We start from the raw sequence: 19,316 nt of genomic DNA on the forward strand, positions 1-19,316 counted from the left end.
AGCCCCGGAGCACATCATGACCCTGATCCGCTTTATTGCCTTTCTTGCCCTGCTGGGCCCGATGTTGCCAGCGGCCACGTTGGCGGCCGGTGACAACGGGCTGAGCCAAGGTCAGCAACAGGCTCTTGAGCAGGCCCTGGGGCCTCGCCCGGACATCCAGAACTACCGCCGTCAGGACCAGTTCGTCACCGACTTGCTGGCCTGGCAGCAACGCAAAACCCGCCTGACCGCCAGGCTGTCCCGCGGTGAGTCCATCACCCCGCCCCGACCCAGTACACCCAACGATTGGCACCATGTCACCGGCCCTGAGGACCTGGATACCGCCGTGCGCAATGCCCATGGCTATGTACAGCCCACCTACCGGGAACCGATCCGCTTCAACCGCACCACCCATGTCAGTTTCCCGCTGGCGCCCCTGCCCGGCCAGCAACTGGCCGACAAGGCGCTCAGCGTGCCCGGCACTTTGCCGGACAACCACGATGATGAAATCCCCGAGATATTGCTGGAGGACAACGTGCGCATCCAGCGGGAACTCTCCGCCCGCCGCACCCCGCTACCACTGCCCACACTGGAACGCGAAACCGTCGTCAACCAGGCTGAGCTGCGGTAGCAGTTAATAGTGAACAGTGAATCGTTAATCGCGGGTCAGTCTTGTGGCTTCCAAACGCATGGGGCCGCGACCAGAATCTGGTCGCGGCCCCATGCGTTTGGAAAACCGAAAACCGTTGCTCGCGCAACTATTCACTGTTAACTATTCACTGCTCTCCCGCTGCGCCCGTACATGAAACAGCATCACCCCCGTGGCCACGGACACGTTCAGGCTCTGCACTTCCCCAGCCATGGGAATTTCCAGTAGCTGGTCGCACTTGTCCCGGGTCAGCCGTTTCAGGCCGGCACCTTCCGCCCCCATCACGACGGCCAGGGCATCCGGGGCCTGGAACGCAAACAGGGACTCACTGCGCTCCTCGAGGGCGGTACCGACTACCCAGACCCCTCTTTCCCGCAGCTGATCCAGCAGGTTGGCCAGGTTGCCCACTTCGTAATACGCCAGGCTTTCCGCCGCTCCCACCGCGGTACGACAGGCCACCGGGGTGAGCCCGGCAGCGTTGCGACGCGGAACAATCACCGCATCCACCCCGGCCGCATCGGCACTGCGCAGGCAGGCCCCCAGATTATGGGGATCAGTGACGTTCTCCAGAATCAGCAGCCAGGGGCGGGCGGGCTTGCCATCCAGCCACTTGAGCAGACCACTCTCATCACCGGGTTTGCGCGGTCGCGCCCGGGCCACGATGCCCTGATGCTGAGGACCCGCGTGCTTTTCCAGCACCTCGCGCCGGGCACGCTGTACCGCAATGCCGAAATCCCGGGCCGACTGTATCATGGCCGCCAGGCGGGGCTCCTCACGCTCGGCACGGCTGTCCTGCACAAACAGCTCAAGCACCGCCTCCGGGCGATGCCGCAACAGGGCGTCCACCGCATGGAAGCCGGAATACATCAGGGGTTTCTGGGGTTTGCTCATTGGGACGCCTGCACGCTTCATGCACCGCGCCATACGCGGTGAAAAAATAACGCTGCAGGAGCGGCGCCCGGGTCGCGAACACCCAGGAACCCGGAATGTTCACGGCTCATACTCGCAGAGCAGAGCGCGCGCCACGCCTGCAGAGGGTTAGGGACCCCCTGAATAACTCCATGCACTCTCAGCGTGACCTGAAGCGGCCCCGGATTGCGAACCGGCCCGAAAGCCTGATTGGCAAGGAGTTATTGACGGGCTTTCTAGCTTTTCTTGCTTCGCCGGGCCGCCTTCTTGCCGCGGGGCGGGCCCTTGCGCTTGGCCTTGGGCTTGGGAATCTCGCCCTTGGCCAGCTTTTCCCGTTCGCTGGTGCCGCCTCTGCGATTACCGCCACCGGCTTTCTTGCTGCCGCCCTTGGGGCGCCCCTTGCCGGACGGGGTGGAGGATTCCAGCTGAAGGTCAATCTTGCGGTCCTCGGTATGCACTGCCGCTACCCGCACGGTCACCCCATCACCAAGCCCGAATTTGCGGCCACTGCTTTCCCCGGTGAGGGTCAGATTGACCTCGTCGAAGTGGTAGTAGTCGCTGTCCAGATTGGCCACGTGCACCAGACCGTCGATATGCAGTTCATTGAGCTGCACAAACAGACCAAAGTTGGCCACGCCACTGATCACACCTTCGAACACATCACCGATGTGCGATTCCATGAACTGACACTTGAGCCAGGACACCACATCACGGGTGGCATCGTCTGCCCGGCGCTCGGTCATGGAGCACTGCTCACCAATGGCCACCATGTCCGCCTGGCTGTAGGGAATGATCTTCTCGCGGGGAATCTTCGGCAGCTTGCCGGGATTGTCCACGTGATTGGGCTCACCCTCACTGCGGATCAGGAAGCGGATGGCCCGGTGCACCAGCAGGTCCGGGTAACGGCGAATCGGCGAGGTGAAATGGGTATAGGCCTTGTAGGCCAGCCCGAAGTGCCCCTTGTTCTCGGCTTCGTATTTGGCCTGGGTCATGGAACGCAACATCATCGTCTGGATCACGTTGCGATCCGGGCGCTCCAGGATCTGCTCGCGCAAATCCTGATAGACATGGGGCCGGGGCGCCCCTTCGGACCAGGCCAGGCTCAGGCCCAGGCCACCCAGGAATTGCTGCAACTTGCTCAGTCGCTCTTCCTTGGGGGGCTCGTGGTTACGGAACAGGGCCGGCACGCCGGCCTTTTCCAGCAGCTTGGCGGAGCAGATGTTGGCGGCCAGCATGGCCTCCTCGATCATGATGTGCGCCACGTTGCGGGTCACCGGCACAATGGCCTGAATCTTCTGGTTTTCATCGTAGATGATACGGGTGTCATCGCTGTCGAAGTCGATGGCACCCCGTTCCGCCCGGCGCTTGCGCAGGGCCAGGAACATTTCATGGAATGACCAGATCATGTCCAGGGATTCGTCGTCCAGACTGGCCACGGTGTCCTGGGCCAGCTGGGAATCCGGTTCCTCGATCATGGCGCCGACCTTGTTGTAGGTCAGGCGGTGCCGTGAACGCATCACCCCTTCGCGGAACACGAAGCGAGTCAGGCGGCCGTTGGCAGAAATTTTCATGTCGCAGTACAGGCACAACCGGTCCACATGGGGGTTGAGCGAGCAAAGGCCGTTTGACAGGGCCTCTGGCAGCATCGGAACCACCCGGTTGGGGAAGTACACCGAGTTGCCCCGGGTAGCCGCTTCCCGATCCAGCGCGGAACCGGGATGCACATAATGGCTGACATCGGCGATGGCGACGATCAGACGCCAACCGCCCCGGGGGCGGCGCTCCACATAGACCGCATCGTCAAAATCCCGGGCGGTCTCGTCATCAATGGTGACCAGTGGCAGATCACGGAGATCGACCCGGTGGGCCTTGGCCTTGTGGGGGACGCTGTCGCCGAACCGCTCGGCCTCGGCTTCCACTCCCTCCGGCCAGACGTGGGGGATCTCGAAACGGCGCAGGGCCACTTCGATTTCCATACCGGCCTGGTCCGGCGTGGCAATAATTTCCTCCAGACGCACCAGCACATGGTGATCGCGGCTGGGGTACTGGGTAATCGTGGCGCGCACGTGGTCGCCCGGGTTGGGCTGGAGGCCGTTCTTGTCCTCCACCAGCACTTCCTTGGTGATACGGCGGTTTTCCGGTTCCACAAAGCTGATACCGGCCTCACGGCGGTAGCGGCCCACCACTTCGGTGGCGACCCGCTCGGTAATCTCCACGATACGGGCTTCTTTCTTGCCGAAGCGGTTGTAACCGGCATCACTGACCAGAACCCGGTCCCCGTCCATGACCTTTTCCATCTGCCGTGGGCCGAGGAACAGGTCGCTCTGGGTCTTGTCATCCGGAATCAGGAAGCCGAAACCGTCCTTGTGGCCCTGCACACGACCGGGAATCAGGTCCATGCGCGACACCACACCCAGCTTGCCATTGCGGTTCTGCACCAGCTGGGCATCACGAAGCATGGCCTTCAGGCGGCGCTCGAGACCGACTTCTCCGTCTTCATCCACCTCCAGCAGGGAGGCGATTTGCTCGAACTCCATGGGCTTGCCATGGTCGTTGAGCACTTCCAGGATCAGCTCCCGGCTGGGGACGGGGTTCTCGTAATTTTCGGCCTCACGATCGGCATGGGGGTCGCGGTAACGTTTTTTAGGGGGCATTAAACTTTTTTCGGAAAGAGGGTTTGACATCCGGCCATCATATACTAGAATGCACGCGCTTTCGCGATGAACCGGCCGGAAACGGTAAGAAACTTTACCTTATCTACAAGGGTCCGGTACAGCACGAAACGCCGAGGTGGTGAAATTGGTAGACACGCTAGCTTCAGGTGCTAGTGGGGGCAACCCCGTGGAGGTTCAAGTCCTCTCCTCGGCACCAATTCAAAGGGCTCCCAGACGGGGGCCCTTTTTCGTTTCAGGCCAAACACCGCCAGCCGTCCCAGAGCCAAGGTGCAGAAAGCCATGAAAATCCTACGTTCCCTGATCGCCACCGTCGTATTGGCCACCAGCCTGTTCCTGGCACCGGTTGCCACCTACGCCGAAGCGGATAGTGCCAAACATCCCGCCATCCAGCAGGCCGACGCCCAGCGCGAGAAAGAAGCCAGCCGCAAACGCTACCTGCTGGTGTTTCCGGCTGCCGTGGTGGGCATCACCGTGGCACTGATCATTATTACCCGCCGCCGCAAGTAACCCTGCCAGCAGAGGGCGCATTGCTGGAACGCAAGGCGCCACCCCGGCAACCAGGTTCGGATGGCTGCCCGGCCCTGTTCCGCGCCCTGCCCATCCACGTTCGGCAGAGCGACATTTCAGGTCAGGGCCTCACTGTCTTCGGCCAAAGGCTGCACCCAGCGCGAACACAGCAGTCCTGCTTCAAACAAGCCCCACATGGGGATAGCCAGCAAGCTCTGGGAAATAATGTCCGGCGGTGTAAGCAGCATGCCTGCCACAAAACACCCCACCACCACATAGGCCCGTGCCGCCGACAAGGCGGCCGGCGTGGTTATGCCGGACGCCACCAGCAACACCACCGCAACCGGCAACTCGAATGCCATACCGAACGCCATGACAAATGTCATGGTGAAGCCCAGCCAGGCGCCGATATCTGTCATCACCGCGACCCCCTCCGGGGCCACCGAAATAAAGAAGGCAAACAACAACGGCATGACCACGAACCAGGCAAACAGGGCACCGAGATAGAACAACAACACGCTGGCAAGCAGTAACGGTCGCGCAAAACGTTTCTCTCGCCGATACAGCCCCGGCGACACAAAGCTCCAGCATTGATGCAGCAGAAACGGCATGGCCAGCAACATACTCAAATACAACGCCAGCTTGAAGGGCACCAGAAATGGCGCGGTCACATCCGTGGCGATCATGCTGCCACCCTCAGGCAAGGCCTGCATGAGAGGCTGCGCCAGGTGGGTATAAATCTCCCCGGCAAACATGAACAGGGGAATAAAGACCAGCACGATGGCAATCACAGAACGCAGCAGCCGCTGGCGCAATTCCAGCAAATGGCGAGTCAACGGCATGGCATTCATGGGGATTCCACGTCTTTCAACGGTAGCGACTTCTGTGCCGCTTCCTTTTCAACCGGATTGCCCTGCAACAATGCCAACTCACGCTGGATCTTTTCGCGCCGCTCTTTCATATCCAGGTTGCGCGCCTCATTCTCCAGCTGTTGCTGCATCTGCTTCATCATTGCTCGCCCTCGCCCCACCCACTGGCCCAGGGTGCGCACCAGCCTGGGCAGCTTTTCCGGCCCCAGCACCACCAGCGCCACCACGCAGACCAGCAGTATTTCCATGAAACCGAAGTCGAACATGTTCCTGTCAGCTCCGTACCGTATCTTTCTGCTTGTTCATGTCATTGGAGACCAATGTGCCCTGGTCATCCTGCTCCGACTGCAGGCTTTTTTCGCCATCCTTTACGGCATCACGGAAGCCCTTGAAAGCGCCACCCAGATCCGAACCAAGACTGCGGATACGCTTGGTACCGAACAGCATGATGACGATGACCAGAACAATAAGAAGTTGCCAGAGACTGATACCGGAAAGCATGGGATTCACCTGTGTTTGCCTGATGGGATAATCTGCATTGTCATGGCTCTGCATGACTCCGGGATGACAGCAACACACCACCCCGGCAGCACCTGTTGCCTTTACAAAAAACAGGCCACAGAAAAAGAAAAACCGCCCACACAGGGTGGGCGGTTTTGGTGTTGCATCGACTCACCTACACCGCGATCTCACCATTGTCTTCGCGGGTGATCACGATGGTGGCCGAGCGGGGACGACTGACGCCATTACCCAGCGCCAGGGCATCGCCGTTGGGGTTGGGCCAGGTGCTCACATCCGTATTGAAGTTGGCGGCAGAGCCCCCTTCACCGGGGTGCTGCACATTGATGAACAGGCTGCGGCCATCCGGGGTCATGGTGATACCGGTAATCTCGCAACCCTTGGGACCAACCAGGAAACGGCGCAGGTCCACCGCGGACGCATCCTTGCCAACGAAGGTGGTATTTTCCTCACCACCAAAATCATTGATAAAGGTCAGCATGCCGCCATCACCCACTTCCCCCGGAATAGCCACCAGCATCTGGTTATTCACGGTATCGCGGTAAGCGCCATCATCCGTCTGAATCCACAGCAAACCACGATGGTCGAAGTAGAGACCGTCCGGGCTGGAGAAATCATTGTCCGCAGTCAGGCCGGACAGGTTGATGCTCTGGGCATCCTTGTCCGCAGGGGACCCGAACAGGAACACATCCCAATCGAAGCGGGTCGCGCTATGGTCGCCGCCCTCTTCGCGCCAACGGATGATATGGCCGTTGGGGTTGCCACCCGAGCCGCCATAGGTACGCGGGTTGGGCCCGTCAACGGTATCCGGATTACGATTGCTGCCGCGGTTGTTGGTCAGGGTAAGGTAGCACTCACCATTGATCGGGTTGACAGCTGCCCACTCCGGGCGATCCATTTTGGTCGCACCGACGTGATCTGCGGCAAGGCGAGTCGCCAGCATCACATCCCCCTGACTGGAGAAAGGATACAGAGGGTTCATTGCATCCAGCCCATTGACCCCAACGCTCAGCTCTTTCCACTCGCCGGTACCGTCATTATTGAACACGGCCACGTACAGCTTGCCGTCATCCAGGTACTTGTTGCCCGCAGCCGTACCGGTACCCACATCAGCGGGATCCCAGTTGGCCGCACTGACGAACTTGTAGAGATATTCGTTGCGGGAATCATCGCCCATGTAATAGACCAGCGGCTTGCCGGCTTCGGCAGGAGCGAAGATCGCCCCTTCATGGGCAAAGCGCCCCATGGCCGTCCGTTTGACCGGTTTGCTGGCGGTGTCGAAAGGATCGACTTCCACAATATAGCCAAAGGTGTTCGGCTCATTGCGGAAATCCTCCGTGGCTGAGGCGCCAGTGACACTGATATTGAAGCGCTGGTACATGTCGCCGGCCACAGTGTCCCATTCCCGATAGGAGAAGCCTTTGCTCACCAGCCCCATGCCGTAGCGCGCGAACAAATCATTCTCGGTCGCACTGCGCGCATCAGACGCGTCGTTGCGATTGAAATAAGAAAACCAGTTTTCTTCACAGGTCAGGTAGGTACCCCAGGGAGTGCGGCCGCTGGCACAGTTATTAAGGGTGCCGAAACCCTTGTCGCCGGCAGGGCTCAGTTTGGTTTTCAAGGCGTCATGACCCGCGCAGGGGCCTGAAATCACCGCTTCAGTGGCGCCGGTAACACGACGGTTGAATGCGGAATCCTTGACGTAACGCCACTGGCCATCCTCTTTGACCACTTCCAGACATGCCACACCATGGGCAAGAATTTCCCGGTCAATCTCTACCTGCGGGCGGGCGCCACCATTATCGGCGGCAGCGGTCACACCATTCTCATGCAAGGTGTCATCTTCCAGATTCTCGTGGTTCATGCACAACACACCACGCTCTGACGCATTCGGATCCCAGGCCCCGTCGGCACCCAGACCGAAGTACTCCATGCCATCGTGCTCATCACCGGAACGCTTGTCGAAATCCTCACCGCTGCCATCGTTCTGATAATCCGCAATATCAGAAAACAGCGCATCACCCTTGGCGATCAGAACACTGGCCCGGTAGCCTTCCGGCAGCACCACGCGATCCTCCAGCGAACGCGGAACTGCAGCAAAGCCCAGCTCGGTGGGCACCTGGCCACCGGCATCGCCGCCATTACCGCGATTGTTGCTGTCACCACCACAGGCCACCAGACTGGCACCGGCCACCATGGTGGCCGCAGTCGCACCGCCACGCAGAATCTGGCGACGGGAAAGGTGCTGTTCCAGCACAGTATTGATGGTGGTGTTGTCGGAACGGTTACTGTCTTCTACGGGATGGTGGCCCATCTCTGTTCTCCCTGTTTCTGTTTGCGTTGCCTGCCTGGAGCCGGACACACCGGCCACGGAGTCGGTAAAAGTACGAAACCGAGCTTAGGCAGAACGAATGACAGAAAGGGGTACGACGCATGTCATTTTCAATGCATGGATGTGTCTATCAAAAGACAATCGTCAGGGAAGGAGAGGAGGGAGAAAAACAGGCATAAAGCGGTCACGTCACCGGGCACCCTGGCGGGGACCCGGGGACGTGATGAAGCGGCGATCAGGCGAAGGGGTGCCGCTTGATGATGGTTTCTACACGGTCCGGGCCGGTGGAAATGATATCGATGGGCGCACCGGTCACTTCCTCGATCCGCTTCAGGTAAGCCACCGCATTGGCCGGCAGCTCATCCACGGATTTGGCACCCAGCGTGGATTCGGTCCAGCCGGGCAGGCTTTCGTAGACCGGCTTCACCTCTTCATAGCTGTCCGCATCCCAGGCACAGGTCAGGGAGTTGCCCTGGGCATCCTGGTAACCGATACAGATATTCACTTCTTCCAGACCGTCGAGCACATCCAGCTTGGTCAGGCACAGGCCGGTAATGGAGTTGATCTGGATGGAACGCTTCAGGGCCACCGCATCAAACCAGCCACAACGGCGGGCACGGCCAGTGGTGGAACCGAACTCGTGACCCTTCTCTGCCAGGTAGCGGCCGTTTTCGTCGAACAGCTCGGTGGGAAAGGGGCCACTGCCCACCCGGGTGGTGTAGGCCTTGGTGATGCCCAGCACATAGTCCAGATACAACGGGCCGAAACCGGTGCCGGTGGCGGCGCCGCCGGCGGTGGTGTTAGAGCTGGTCACGTAGGGGTAGGTGCCATGGTCGATATCCAGCAGGGTGCCCTGGGCGCCCTCGAACATGATGTTCTCATTACGCTCACGGGCACCGTGGAGCACGGTGGTCACGTCGGTGACCATGCTGCGGACTTCCTCGCCCATGGCCAGGGTTTCATCCAGGGTCTTCTGGAAGTCCACCGGCTCGGCATTGTAATAACTGCGCAGCACGAAGTTGTGGTAATCCATCACTTCGCCAAGCTTGGCAGCAAAGCGCTCACGGGAATAGACATCCCCCAGACGCAGACCGCGGCGGGCCACCTTGTCTTCGTAGGCGGGGCCGATACCGCGACCGGTAGTACCAATCTTCTTGTTGCCACGGGCCGCTTCACGGGCCTGATCCAGGGCCACGTGTACCGGCAGGATCAGCGGGCAGGAGGCGGACAGACGCAGACGCTCACGCACCGGAACACCCTGTTCTTCCAGGCCACCGATTTCCTTGAGCAGGGCGTCCAGGGCCAGCACCACACCATTACCGATCAGGCACTGGACGTCATTGCGCAGAATGCCGGAAGGAATCAGGTGCAGGACGGTTTTCTTGCCGTCGATCACCAGGGTATGGCCGGCATTGTGACCGCCCTGAAAGCGGGCCACCAGAGAGGCCTGATCGGTGAGCAGATCGACGATCTTGCCCTTGCCTTCATCACCCCACTGGGTGCCGAGAATGACTACGTTCTTACCCATGATTGCTTGCTGCCTGTTGATTGAACGCTTGTACGTGACACGCTTCACGCACAGTTTGATTCACCCCGGGCTGGCGAATGCCAGCCCGGAGGTTGTACCAGACACTTCCCCGGGGAAGTGTCCTAGGAAATATCCTGGATTACCCAGCGGCTGCCATCCTGCACCAGCCGGCGCTGGCATCCCAGTTCCTGCGGGTCATTATCTGCCCCGGTCAGCGCCAGCACCACCCGCTCACCGGCATCGCGCAAGGCGCTCACCTTGTCGGCGAAGCCCGCGTCTTGCAAAGAGCCTTCCGCCAGGATGCCGTTGAGTGCGGCGGCGTCAGTACGCGCGGCCAGCATTTTCAGGTCGGCACTGAATCCGGTAGCCGGGCGGGCCCGACCAAACACTTCACCGATATGGTCATAACGGCCACCCTTGGCCACCGGCTCGCTCTCGCCGGGCAGGTAGGCGGCAAAGACACAACCCGTGTGATAGTGATAACCCCGCAACTCACCCAGATCCAGGTGCAACTGCACACCGCGGGCATCCAGGACGCCGGCCAGCACAGCCAGTTCATCCAGGGCGGCCAGGGCACCGGGGAAATCACCAAGCAGGGTGCGGGCCTGGTCGAGAATGCCGATGCCCCCTGCCAGCCAGGGCAGCGCCGCCAGGGCACGAGCCGCCGGCGCTGGCAGGTCGCGTTCTGCCAGGAAGGCATCCAGCTCCACCCGTGCCTTGCGGACATAGATATCTTCCAGCTGGCCCTGTTCGGCATCGCTCAGGTCACAGGCGTCCAGCAACCCGCGGAACAGGCCCACATGCCCCAAATCCAGCACCACCTGATCGGCCACCCCGGCCAGGGCCAGGGTGTCCAGCAGCAGGGTCATCACTTCCAGATCGCTGTCGCTGCCGGCATGGCCGAAGAGTTCCACGCCCAGCTGGTAAGGGAGCCGGGTGGCGCCGGCCACCGCCGGGCGGGTGCGCAGGGCACTGGAGCAGTAACACAGTCGGGAGGGAGCCGAACGGCGCAGACTATGGGCATCCATGCGCGCCACCTGGGGAGTGATATCCGCGCGAACGCCCATCAGACGGCCGGTCAGTTGGTCGGTGATCTTGAAGGTTTCCCGTTCCAGGTCACGGCCTGCGCCGTTGAGGAGGGATTCGAGAAATTCGATCAGCGGGGGAAAAACCAGTTCATAGCCCCAGCGCTGGTAAAGATCCAGCGTCTGTCGGCGTAATTGCTCAATGGCCCGGGCTCGCCCCGGGAGAACCTCTTCCACCCCGTCGGGCAGTAGCCACTGTTCTTCCTGGTTCATCATTTACGACCGCATCAGTAGTAACAGGCCGGCACCCAACATCATCAGCACCAGCCCCAGAATTCTCAGTGTTCGCCCGGACATGCGGGCAACCTGCAAGGCCGCCTCTCGGGCACGATTAGGCGCCAGAAACAGCGGAATGCCCTCGATCACCAATACCAGGCACAGGGCCTTGATCAATAAGCTGAAGTCCATTGTTCCTGCCAGACAGCCACAAAAAAACCGGGAGCCTCGGCCCCCGGTTGCAGCATTCTACCACGGTCGTCCGGCGGCGGACAGGTTCCGGGCGCCCCTTCCGCCACAGGCCGGCAAGGGGCCAGAACCGCAGCCTGGTCTAGTCCTCGCTCACCCGCACGTCATAGCTGACCACCCCCTGGGCACCGGGTTGCAACTCGCCGGTAAACCGCCACTCCAGACCGCCCTGATAGCCAATGCCATTACTGCCATCCGGTGTGGACAAGGCACAGGCACTGAGACCCGCCGGCAGTGACGCCGGACACGCCGCCGGCGCACTGAGTGCGCTGTAAGCCGGGGTGCTGTCGGTAATGATGACTTCGCTGAGCGCGTTCGTGCCCTGGTTACGGAATGTCAGCCGGTATCGCAGCACATCTCCCGGCGCAGCCTGGTTGGCGGTGGTAGCTGCCGTATCCACATCGTCACCGGAATCGGCGACCCCGTCCGGGCCAATGTTGCGCACCTGCTTTTCCAGTTGCAGCTGGCCGGCAGCGACACGCGTGGTGTCCGTTACCCTGGCAACAGCCTGGAAGGCGGTACCGGTATAACTCTGGGTCGCCGCCAGCGGCCGGCTGTGCAGGGCCTCGACCGGGGCATCCGCAGGCGCAAACACTTTCACCAGCAGGCAAAGCTGGTCTCCGGCCTGCACATTGACTGCGGTAACAGGCAGGGACGCATCGGCGCCGTCCAGTTCGCCGTTACAGTTATCATCCCGGTACAGGGTATCGTTCCAGGCCGGTGCGGCCGGGCTGGTGGCGGCTGCCTCAAGGGCGAAATCCACACTACCAGCGCTTCTGGCGGTAAAGCGGTGGAGGTAGAAACGGCTGCCGCCCGGCGCCACTACGCCCTGCTGGTCCGGCTCCAGGATGGGCAGCCCCGCATCGCCGAATAACAGCCCTGTCACTGTTGTACCAGGGGCCGGCAAGGTCAAAGTCTGCCTATCATCATCCGCAGCCCCTGTTGTGGCAGGCAGCGAGCCACCGCTTTCGCTGACCGACACGAAGCCCGAGGGTGTCTGAGTTACCAGGCAAACGTCTTTCCCGGTGTCCGTTGGTGCAATCGACAGGACAAAACGCCCGTCACCCGAGGTCTGATCCGATGCCAGCACCGGATCACCATCGACACACTCGCCATTGCCATCCGTATCATGAAAGAGAGTCACCGACTGATTGGCAAAACCCGGCTCGCTCTCTCCTTTGACGCCATCATGAGCGGTCGCACCAACTCCATTGTCTTCGAACACCCATCCGGAAAGGGTGATATTCAGAATATCGAATCCAAAATTATTGTCGCTGGTGATTAACTCATCTTGCACAAGGATGCCCGTCAGGGGGCTGGCCGTACCCAGGGTCGCACCGGCAGGCAGATCCGGATCATTATCATTCACCTCAACTCGATAGGTCTGGGCCCCGAGCACCGAAGGGAAGAGGTAATCCCCATTGGTGTCGGTGTCGACACTGCCAACCAGCACGTCATCCGCAAAATTACCCGGGGTACCCCCGTCCCTGTAAAGCCTAACCTCAATATCAGCCAGCCCGGGCTCTCCATTGTCGAAGGTATCTGACCCGTCAACATCCTGATAGACCTTGCCTGACACCCCACCCAATGGAACAGGGGCTTCACCGCGACAGAAGGCACCATCATTGATACCACCAACGGAATTAGTACTGTTCGCCAGCAAGACTCGGCTCCCGGAACCCGAGCCATCCACCCCCACATCAAAGAAATAGAGGCTGTCACTGTTATTTTCATAGGCATAAAAGCGGCCATCTTCATCAAACCACTGTGCCCCGTAGCTGCCACCGGGTATTGGCGGACCGAAGCGAGTCACCAGTCCCGTCGCTAGGTTGATCCAGGCCAGGCGGTTAGCAGTTTGATCAATGGCGTAGACACGCCCATCAACCGGGTTGAACGCCATATCGATAAAGTTGAGCGAGACGCTGAGATTGATATCCCCCTGATAGGACGGCGGGGAAGACGTCAGATCAATAACACTTAGGCGGTTATTGCTGGTCTTGTAGATCATGCGCCCGTCGGGCAACACATCTCCAGCATTGCTGCCATTGCGTCCATTGGGCAAGCCTGCCGGGGAGCCATTACTGTAAAAAATGCCACTGGCATCAATAAACCACAGCTCGGCTGTCCCAGACCTCAAGCCATGAATAAAACCGTCCTGGTCGTTGTAGCCCCAACCCGCATTCAGGCCCTGTCCCGCCCCTGGGCCCACATCCACAAAACTGGCCGAACTACCGGCGAAGTCAATGCGTCGTAACTGGGAGATTGGCGTAGCCACCTGATAAAGGGTGTTGATGCACTGGAATGGCACAGGGCCTATCGTGACGCGGTAGTCTTCTACCTCACCATCCTGGGCGCCGTCCTCAGCATTCAGACCGGACTGGCTGGACCAACGAAAACGGGCATAGGAATCACCGGGTAATGCCCCTGCTGGCGGCGTATTGGCTGTTATCTGGATCAAGCCATCACCATCATCATCCTGAAGATCTGTGGCTATGCGCTCTTCTTCCGAAAAAACGCCATCCTGATTCCAATCGATCCAGGCCTGCAAATAACCATCTGCTCCGGATACTTCAACCTCCACGGGCGAGTCGTTGGGAAAGTCCCCAGGAAAAGTCACACCATCATCAAAGTTGTCCGCAAGAGCATCCGGATCGTTAAAACCCGAAGTCTCCTCATCCACGGCTGCACCGAGCACCAACCCTGCCCCCAGGATATGGGAGGGCTCTCCAAAAGAACTTGGGGCATCACCGTAATCGGTGAGCACCTGTGGAGGGGAGGCAGTAATACAAACCTTTTGCTCGTTGAATGAGCCGCCGGTGGCAGCAGCAAACCCAAAATACACATTTGGATTCCCGGCAAAGACCGATTCGACAAAGTCTATATCCGTACTGCCGACAAGATTGCCATCGAAAGAGTAAGACAAGGTGTGAGAAGCGGCATCCCACTCAAGCTGAACACTGTGCCATTGAGCATCCTCAATATTTCCCAGGCTCACCGTAGGGGTATATTGCTGTCCACCCGAGCTGAACTCGCCGTAATTCTGCGGGTCATAAATCATGGTGTGATCATCCGCAATATCATTGTAGCCGGCACCGTTATTCCAGGTATCGAACTCCACAGCAACGGCGGGACTCAACCCCCCTACACCAAGAGCACCACCGAACTCCCCAATCGCTCCATTACCTGCCGGGTCATCCTGGAAAGCGAACGCAATGCCATCGGCGCCATTGGCATCAATGGCGCCCAGATACACATCAAACTCGAGGGAAAAGTCTGACAACAAACTGATCTGGTTTTCTGACCAGGCATAGCCGCGCCGATTGCCAGCCTCGGGCGTCAAGGTAATCTCGCCGGTACCAGCATCACGTGTGGCATCCCCCCCCAGCTGCATGGTCAAGGACTGAGCGTGACAGACATTAGGCAGTTTTTCGTCGCCGAAATTGAGGCCCGACCATTCACTTCCCCCCTCCGGCACGGTGAACTCCATGCGGTCATCCGTTACATCACCTGTGCTGACCTGGCCCGCTGGCGCATCCCCGGAAGATTCACTGGTAGACTCATAACCCCATGAAGGAGCATCACTTTCCAGGCAAACCGCATCGCCCACATATTCGCCCGACAACTGGAGCTGCCAGGCGCCATCCGGATCCGTCTGAGTCTCTGCCAGTACTGTTCCCGCATCACATTGGCCGCTTCCATTCTTTGCAAGAATCCGCACGCCGATATTGTTTAAACCCGGCTCACTGCCCTCTTTCAGGCCATTACCCGGCGTCGCCGCCACACCACTACCATCGTCCTCAAAGACATACCCAGAGAACAAAGGAGTATCCTGCAGGGTAAACCGCGACACCGCATTACCTGAGGCACCACAGGCCTGAGAGGAAACCAGATTGTAATCATCATCATTTTGGCTCAGCTCAATCTCGAACCATTTCTCCTCATCGATCTGGCCATTTTCGGCACGCACTGTTATCGGTATATCGACAACATATTCCTCATACTCACCCGCAGGCACCGTCACAGAAAAACTGGGATTGCTATTACCATCAATCCAGTAGTCCTCGCCAATCACCGCCGTCGATTCGGGTTTCACATTAAAATTAAGTGTCAGCCCTCCCGCAGGTACCGCACCTATCACCACCACATTGACGTTCGTTACCGACGTATCTCCTTCAGTGCCACGGTATTGCTGAGACTGGAATTCAATAATAGGTTTCAGAACCAGCTGGATATCATCCAGAAAGTTACCGTTGGTGGACGTACCTCCAGCACTCTCAAAACCAACAACGGTATCCCCGGTAGGATCGTTGTAGGCAAAAGAGCCACTGTAGTCCGCCCAGCGAGTTTGCCCCCCCGTTGTCATCTGCTGCGACTGCACCGGATTACAGGTCCCCGAAAAACAGTTCAGGATTGCACCGCTACCGGTTCGACTAGTCTGTGCACGAATCACATTCTGATTGCCAACACTAAAAATCATCGTGTCAGGACTTGCGTTTCGGCCATTGTGACTGAAACGCCACTCTACCTGCTCCCCTTGAATCAAACAGATATCCTGAGTGAGTTTGGATAACGCTTCAGCGTTAAGCTCTGCAAATTGCACGCCACTTCTCGCCGCAATCTCGCCCTGGCCGGAACTCACCGAGCGGGGGCCTCGCCAAAGCTCGATAATCCGCGCATTTCCTGAATATGGAGGGCCGGTATACCCTGGGGGACAACTGATATTCTGGGTATCGAGAGGATGATCCGTCACCCAGCCCGGGATCAATTCAAAGCCAATGGATGCGCGGCAAGGCGCGGCGGAGGAAATCACAGGAGATTCGAAACCCAGATTGACGAACCCGCGCTGAACCGCTCCGACAGCATGATCTGAAAACAGCAGGAACAGCGCCAAAAACCGACATAACCACAGGAAGAGTCTGAAAGAGCGCATCATCACTTACTCCACCCGCAAACCGAAAATCAGCACAGCGGCTTCACCGGCACCCAACAGGCCGACCTCCGCAGAAACATCGCCAGTCCCCGCATCCGGCGGCGCCGTCACACTGCAGGGCCCGGCCGGAGCCACACAGCTGGTTGCCGCCGCCAGCATACGGGTAAACGGTTGTGTACGATCATTGATAGTGACCTGGTACATGGGCTCGGCGCCGGTATTGGTCGCCGTGAGCCGGTAAATGACACACTGCTCGCCGGGCGTGACCTCGAAACGGGTGAAGACAAAACAGTCGTCCCCACTGCAGCTACCAGGGCCATCGGGGACACCATTGCAGTCCGAGTCCAGCGCCTGCTCTTTGGTGATCGCCACATCCGTATTATTGGTGGTGGTGGTATCCGTTGCCGAGTCCGTGACACTCTGACCGGCACCGTCCGCCGTTACCGTCAGCGTTTTCACATTGGTGATGCCGTAGGCCACTGACGCCGGCGCAAAAATCTTGGAGAAAATCGCCAGACTTTCGCCCACCTCAAGAACGCCGTCATCGCCTGCTGTTTGCAGTGCCACGCTGTCATTGATCACAGCATCAGCCGGATCCCAGATACCATTGCCGTTCGAGTCTTCATATAGCACGATCGACCAGCCGTTATCTGCCGCCGCATCAGGAGTGCCCGCCAGCAACACATTATTTAACGGCACATTACCGGTATTGGTCAGTTGATGGGTATAGACCACCGAGCTACCTGGCTCCACCTGCCCCACCTGATCCGGGGTCAGCGCCAGGGCAGGGCCGGCCACCACGACTACCGCATCCAGCTTGATATCACTGGCGCCGCTGGTCGGCGACAAGGCACGGAAATACACGGAGAGGGTATCGCCCCCTTGTGCTTCTGCCGGTGCAGTGATCTGGGCACAGATCAGCCGGTTATCACCGGCGGGGATCAGTCCGGTGTTGTTGAGCCCCGCACCCAGTGAGGCGCAGTCACCGTTACCGCCGTCGCGATAAAAACTCACTTGCCACCCCGAAGGTAGCTGACCCGGTGCAAAGTCCGTATCGCTGACAGCCAGATCATAGGAGTCCTGACGGGCGCCGGTATTATTCACCACCAGACGCAGTACCGCCTGCTCGCCGGGGGCCGCATTCACGGTCTGCACCGGTGAGGCTTCCGGACCGGCGCCCTCACCGGGAGCCCCGCCATTGACCGGGGAATCATTGGTCAGGTCCACGCGATTGGCCAGGATACTGGTGAGCACATCACTGACCGCATTGCTCACCTGGGGGTCCGTCACTGAACGGGCAACCTTGGTGACTTCAAACGGCCCTCCGAGGGCATCCGGAGGCAAGGTAGCCTGCAGCACCACACGCACACCACAGGCCAGATTCAGGCTGTCGGTCACAAACCGTGGCGGACATTGGCCTCCCGCATCCGGTAGCGGGATCGGCCCCGTATCGGGCACCCCATTGCCGTCGGTATCCACCAGCGGCGTTCCCCCATCACTCTTGTAGAGCTGGAACACGGTGGCTGCAGGGAAGGGATTGGCCAACGCCACACCCAATCGATCTACCGAGGGTTCTACCAGCATGTCGAAGGTATCTTCGCCATCCCCCCGGTTCCAGATCACATTGCTGAAGGATGCCACGCCCCCCTGCCCCAGGGATGCCAATTCCACCCGGTTGCCGGTATTGCTGGCATCATCTTCACCGGTCTGACTGTCAGTCTCGCTGTTGTTGGCAACCACCGCGGGCAACAGTGCCCGGTCGATAATCCGGTAATCCACGGTATTGGTGGCGAAGGGACCGAAGTTGGTGCTGCCATCATTATTCTGATAGCTCAGTGTTGCCTGATTGCGGACCCGGTCGCCGGCATCAAGCCCGCTGTCGATGTTGACATCGAAGGTCAGGGAGCCCACTGCGCCCGGTGGCAATTGCGCCAGCACCGCACGAACACGATCATGGCAATCGCTGTTGGCGGCACCGGGATCGTAGGCACAGAATTCAATCAGATCCGGGCCGCTGCCCTGGCTACCGTCATCACCGTCATCCGTGAGCTCGGTGCTGCCGGTGACGGTCCAGCGTGCCGAACCCGGCACATAGGTCATGCCCGCATTCACGCCGTCCACGGAGAACAGGGGCAGAACATCCTCGATTTCTATCTGCGTGGCGATCTGGTCAGAAGGATTGCGGTACGACAGGGTGACCGTCACCGGCCCGGATGGAGAGCGGCCCTGACGGGCACTGAGCGACTTCACCACTTCCAGTACCGGACCATCAATCAGGTTGATGGTATCGGTATTGCTCGCGGTCAGTGCCGCATTGCTATGACTGGCAGCCTCCACATCCAGTGCCAGAGATTGTCCGCTAATGGCGGCGCCACTGACCTGCGCTTCAATGACCAGGCCATAGCTGTCACCGGCCAGCAGGTCCGACGTCAACGCATCCCAGCAACCATCCGGATCCGAATCGGTAAACAGTGGCGCACCACTGTCCGGCTGACCATCACCGTTCCCGTCCGGGAATACGGACCACGCGGCAATATTGCCATCCACATTTTCCAAGCAGAGCTGGTAGCGATCACGGCCGTTGCCGGTATTGGTGAGGGTATGGGGGAAATACACCACGCCCCCGGGGAGAGAAGGCTTGTTCTGGGCGCTGACCAGCTCAATGCCCGGCACCGCCTGTATCAGGGTTTCGACCAGGTTGGAGGTGACACGCTGGGCCTCGGCCAAACGGGTACAGGCATCATCCAGACAGGCCCGATAGCTGGCCGATGCCTGGTTCTTGATGACGGTGCCCGCCACGGGTGCCGCCGCCTTGACAGCCACGGCCGTCAACAGCAGCAACACTATTCCCAGAGACTTGCGCATCAGC

Annotated in this window: 13 protein-coding genes and 1 tRNA gene; 3 read left to right on the forward strand and 11 right to left on the reverse strand. The window is 59.6% G+C overall.

The features are described 5' to 3' along the window. The first annotated feature begins 16 nt into the window (after positions 1–16). The gene (locus tag C4S63_RS11705; RefSeq protein WP_103917661.1) at positions 17–610 is read left to right on the forward strand and encodes a hypothetical protein; all 594 of its coding nucleotides are present in this window, start codon (positions 17–19) and stop codon (positions 608–610) included. Between the two features lie 141 nt (positions 611–751). Here the strand turns inward: C4S63_RS11705 and rlmB are convergent, their stop codons facing one another. Next, positions 752–1,519, reverse strand: coding sequence for a 23S rRNA (guanosine(2251)-2'-O)-methyltransferase RlmB (gene rlmB, locus C4S63_RS11710; protein ID WP_082810763.1), 768 nt, complete (start codon positions 1,517–1,519; stop codon positions 752–754). A 254-nt stretch (positions 1,520–1,773) separates the two neighbouring features. Further along, positions 1,774–4,191, reverse strand: a complete 2,418-nt coding sequence (gene rnr, locus C4S63_RS11715; protein WP_062815755.1) for a ribonuclease R — start codon at positions 4,189–4,191, stop codon at positions 1,774–1,776. Positions 4,192–4,321: 130 nt separating this feature from the next. Between rnr and C4S63_RS11720 the strand changes: the two genes are divergently transcribed. Together C4S63_RS11720 and C4S63_RS11725 are read left to right on the forward strand one after the other, a co-directional pair. Further along, positions 4,322–4,408, forward strand: a tRNA-Leu gene (locus tag C4S63_RS11720). Between the two features lie 83 nt (positions 4,409–4,491). Continuing rightward, positions 4,492–4,719, forward strand: coding sequence for a hypothetical protein (locus tag C4S63_RS11725; protein WP_062816005.1), 228 nt, complete (start codon positions 4,492–4,494; stop codon positions 4,717–4,719). Positions 4,720–4,835: 116 nt separating this feature from the next. On the opposite strand, the gene tatC is transcribed toward C4S63_RS11725, so the two are convergent. The 9 genes from tatC to C4S63_RS11770 all read right to left on the reverse strand — a co-directional run bounded on the left by tatC (position 4,836) and on the right by C4S63_RS11770 (position 19,312). Then, on the reverse strand, positions 4,836–5,570 hold the full coding sequence (gene tatC, locus C4S63_RS11730; RefSeq protein ID WP_062815754.1) for a twin-arginine translocase subunit TatC: 735 nt from the start codon (positions 5,568–5,570) through the stop codon (positions 4,836–4,838). Continuing rightward, positions 5,567–5,854 (reverse strand): Sec-independent protein translocase protein TatB, encoded by a 288-nt coding sequence (tatB, locus tag C4S63_RS11735; RefSeq protein ID WP_062815753.1) that lies wholly within the window; start codon positions 5,852–5,854, stop codon positions 5,567–5,569. The genes tatC and tatB overlap by 4 nt, the downstream gene beginning before the upstream one ends. Positions 5,855–5,861: 7 nt before the next feature. Continuing rightward, positions 5,862–6,089 carry a Sec-independent protein translocase subunit TatA gene (locus C4S63_RS11740; RefSeq protein ID WP_103917781.1) on the reverse strand — a complete coding sequence of 76 codons (228 nt, stop codon included), beginning with the start codon at positions 6,087–6,089 and terminating at the stop codon, positions 5,862–5,864. 175 nt (positions 6,090–6,264) lie between these two features. Then, a complete protein-coding gene (locus tag C4S63_RS11745) occupies positions 6,265–8,421 on the reverse strand; it encodes a PhoX family phosphatase (protein WP_103917662.1) in 2,157 nt (718 codons plus the stop codon). Positions 8,422–8,674: 253 nt separating this feature from the next. Beyond that, entirely contained in the window at positions 8,675–9,967 is a 1,293-nt protein-coding gene (locus C4S63_RS11750) for an adenylosuccinate synthase (RefSeq protein WP_062815751.1), read from the reverse strand. Between the two features lie 122 nt (positions 9,968–10,089). Beyond that, on the reverse strand, positions 10,090–11,265 hold the full coding sequence (locus tag C4S63_RS11755; RefSeq protein ID WP_369826435.1) for an ATP phosphoribosyltransferase regulatory subunit: 1,176 nt from the start codon (positions 11,263–11,265) through the stop codon (positions 10,090–10,092). Positions 11,266–11,268: 3 nt separating this feature from the next. Continuing rightward, on the reverse strand, positions 11,269–11,460 hold the full coding sequence (locus C4S63_RS11760; RefSeq protein WP_103917664.1) for a DUF2065 domain-containing protein: 192 nt from the start codon (positions 11,458–11,460) through the stop codon (positions 11,269–11,271). A gap of 139 nt (positions 11,461–11,599) precedes the next feature. After that, positions 11,600–16,450 (reverse strand): GEVED domain-containing protein, encoded by a 4,851-nt coding sequence (locus tag C4S63_RS11765; RefSeq protein ID WP_103917665.1) that lies wholly within the window; start codon positions 16,448–16,450, stop codon positions 11,600–11,602. A 3-nt stretch (positions 16,451–16,453) separates the two neighbouring features. Continuing rightward, positions 16,454–19,312: a hypothetical protein gene (locus tag C4S63_RS11770; RefSeq protein ID WP_235000001.1), complete on the reverse strand. Its 2,859-nt coding sequence runs from the start codon at positions 19,310–19,312 to the stop codon at positions 16,454–16,456. Positions 19,313–19,316 lie beyond the last annotated feature (4 nt).

It is taken from the genome of Alcanivorax sp. DSM 26293 (assembly GCF_900107995.1).
Taxonomy (GTDB): domain Bacteria; phylum Pseudomonadota; class Gammaproteobacteria; order Pseudomonadales; family Alcanivoracaceae; genus Alcanivorax.

What these genes read in the sequence shown, in the direction of transcription:
- tatB (WP_062815753.1), bottom strand. Translation starts at nt 5,854, where the DNA reads ATGTTCGACTTCGGTTTCATGGAAATACTGCTGGTCTGCGTGGTGGCG.
- C4S63_RS11705 (WP_103917661.1), top strand. Translation starts at nt 17, where the DNA reads ATGACCCTGATCCGCTTTATTGCCTTTCTTGCCCTGCTGGGCCCGATG.
- C4S63_RS11740 (WP_103917781.1), bottom strand. Translation starts at nt 6,089, where the DNA reads ATGCTTTCCGGTATCAGTCTCTGGCAACTTCTTATTGTTCTGGTCATC.
- C4S63_RS11725 (WP_062816005.1), top strand. Translation starts at nt 4,492, where the DNA reads ATGAAAATCCTACGTTCCCTGATCGCCACCGTCGTATTGGCCACCAGC.
- C4S63_RS11765 (WP_103917665.1), bottom strand. Translation starts at nt 16,450, where the DNA reads ATGATGCGCTCTTTCAGACTCTTCCTGTGGTTATGTCGGTTTTTGGCG.
- rlmB (WP_082810763.1), bottom strand. Translation starts at nt 1,519, where the DNA reads ATGAGCAAACCCCAGAAACCCCTGATGTATTCCGGCTTCCATGCGGTG.
- C4S63_RS11760 (WP_103917664.1), bottom strand. Translation starts at nt 11,460, where the DNA reads ATGGACTTCAGCTTATTGATCAAGGCCCTGTGCCTGGTATTGGTGATC.
- tatC (WP_062815754.1), bottom strand. Translation starts at nt 5,570, where the DNA reads ATGAATGCCATGCCGTTGACTCGCCATTTGCTGGAATTGCGCCAGCGG.
- rnr (WP_062815755.1), bottom strand. Translation starts at nt 4,191, where the DNA reads ATGCCCCCTAAAAAACGTTACCGCGACCCCCATGCCGATCGTGAGGCC.
- C4S63_RS11750 (WP_062815751.1), bottom strand. Translation starts at nt 9,967, where the DNA reads ATGGGTAAGAACGTAGTCATTCTCGGCACCCAGTGGGGTGATGAAGGC.
- C4S63_RS11745 (WP_103917662.1), bottom strand. Translation starts at nt 8,421, where the DNA reads ATGGGCCACCATCCCGTAGAAGACAGTAACCGTTCCGACAACACCACC.
- C4S63_RS11755 (WP_369826435.1), bottom strand. Translation starts at nt 11,265, where the DNA reads ATGAACCAGGAAGAACAGTGGCTACTGCCCGACGGGGTGGAAGAGGTT.
- C4S63_RS11770 (WP_235000001.1), bottom strand. Translation starts at nt 19,312, where the DNA reads ATGCGCAAGTCTCTGGGAATAGTGTTGCTGCTGTTGACGGCCGTGGCT.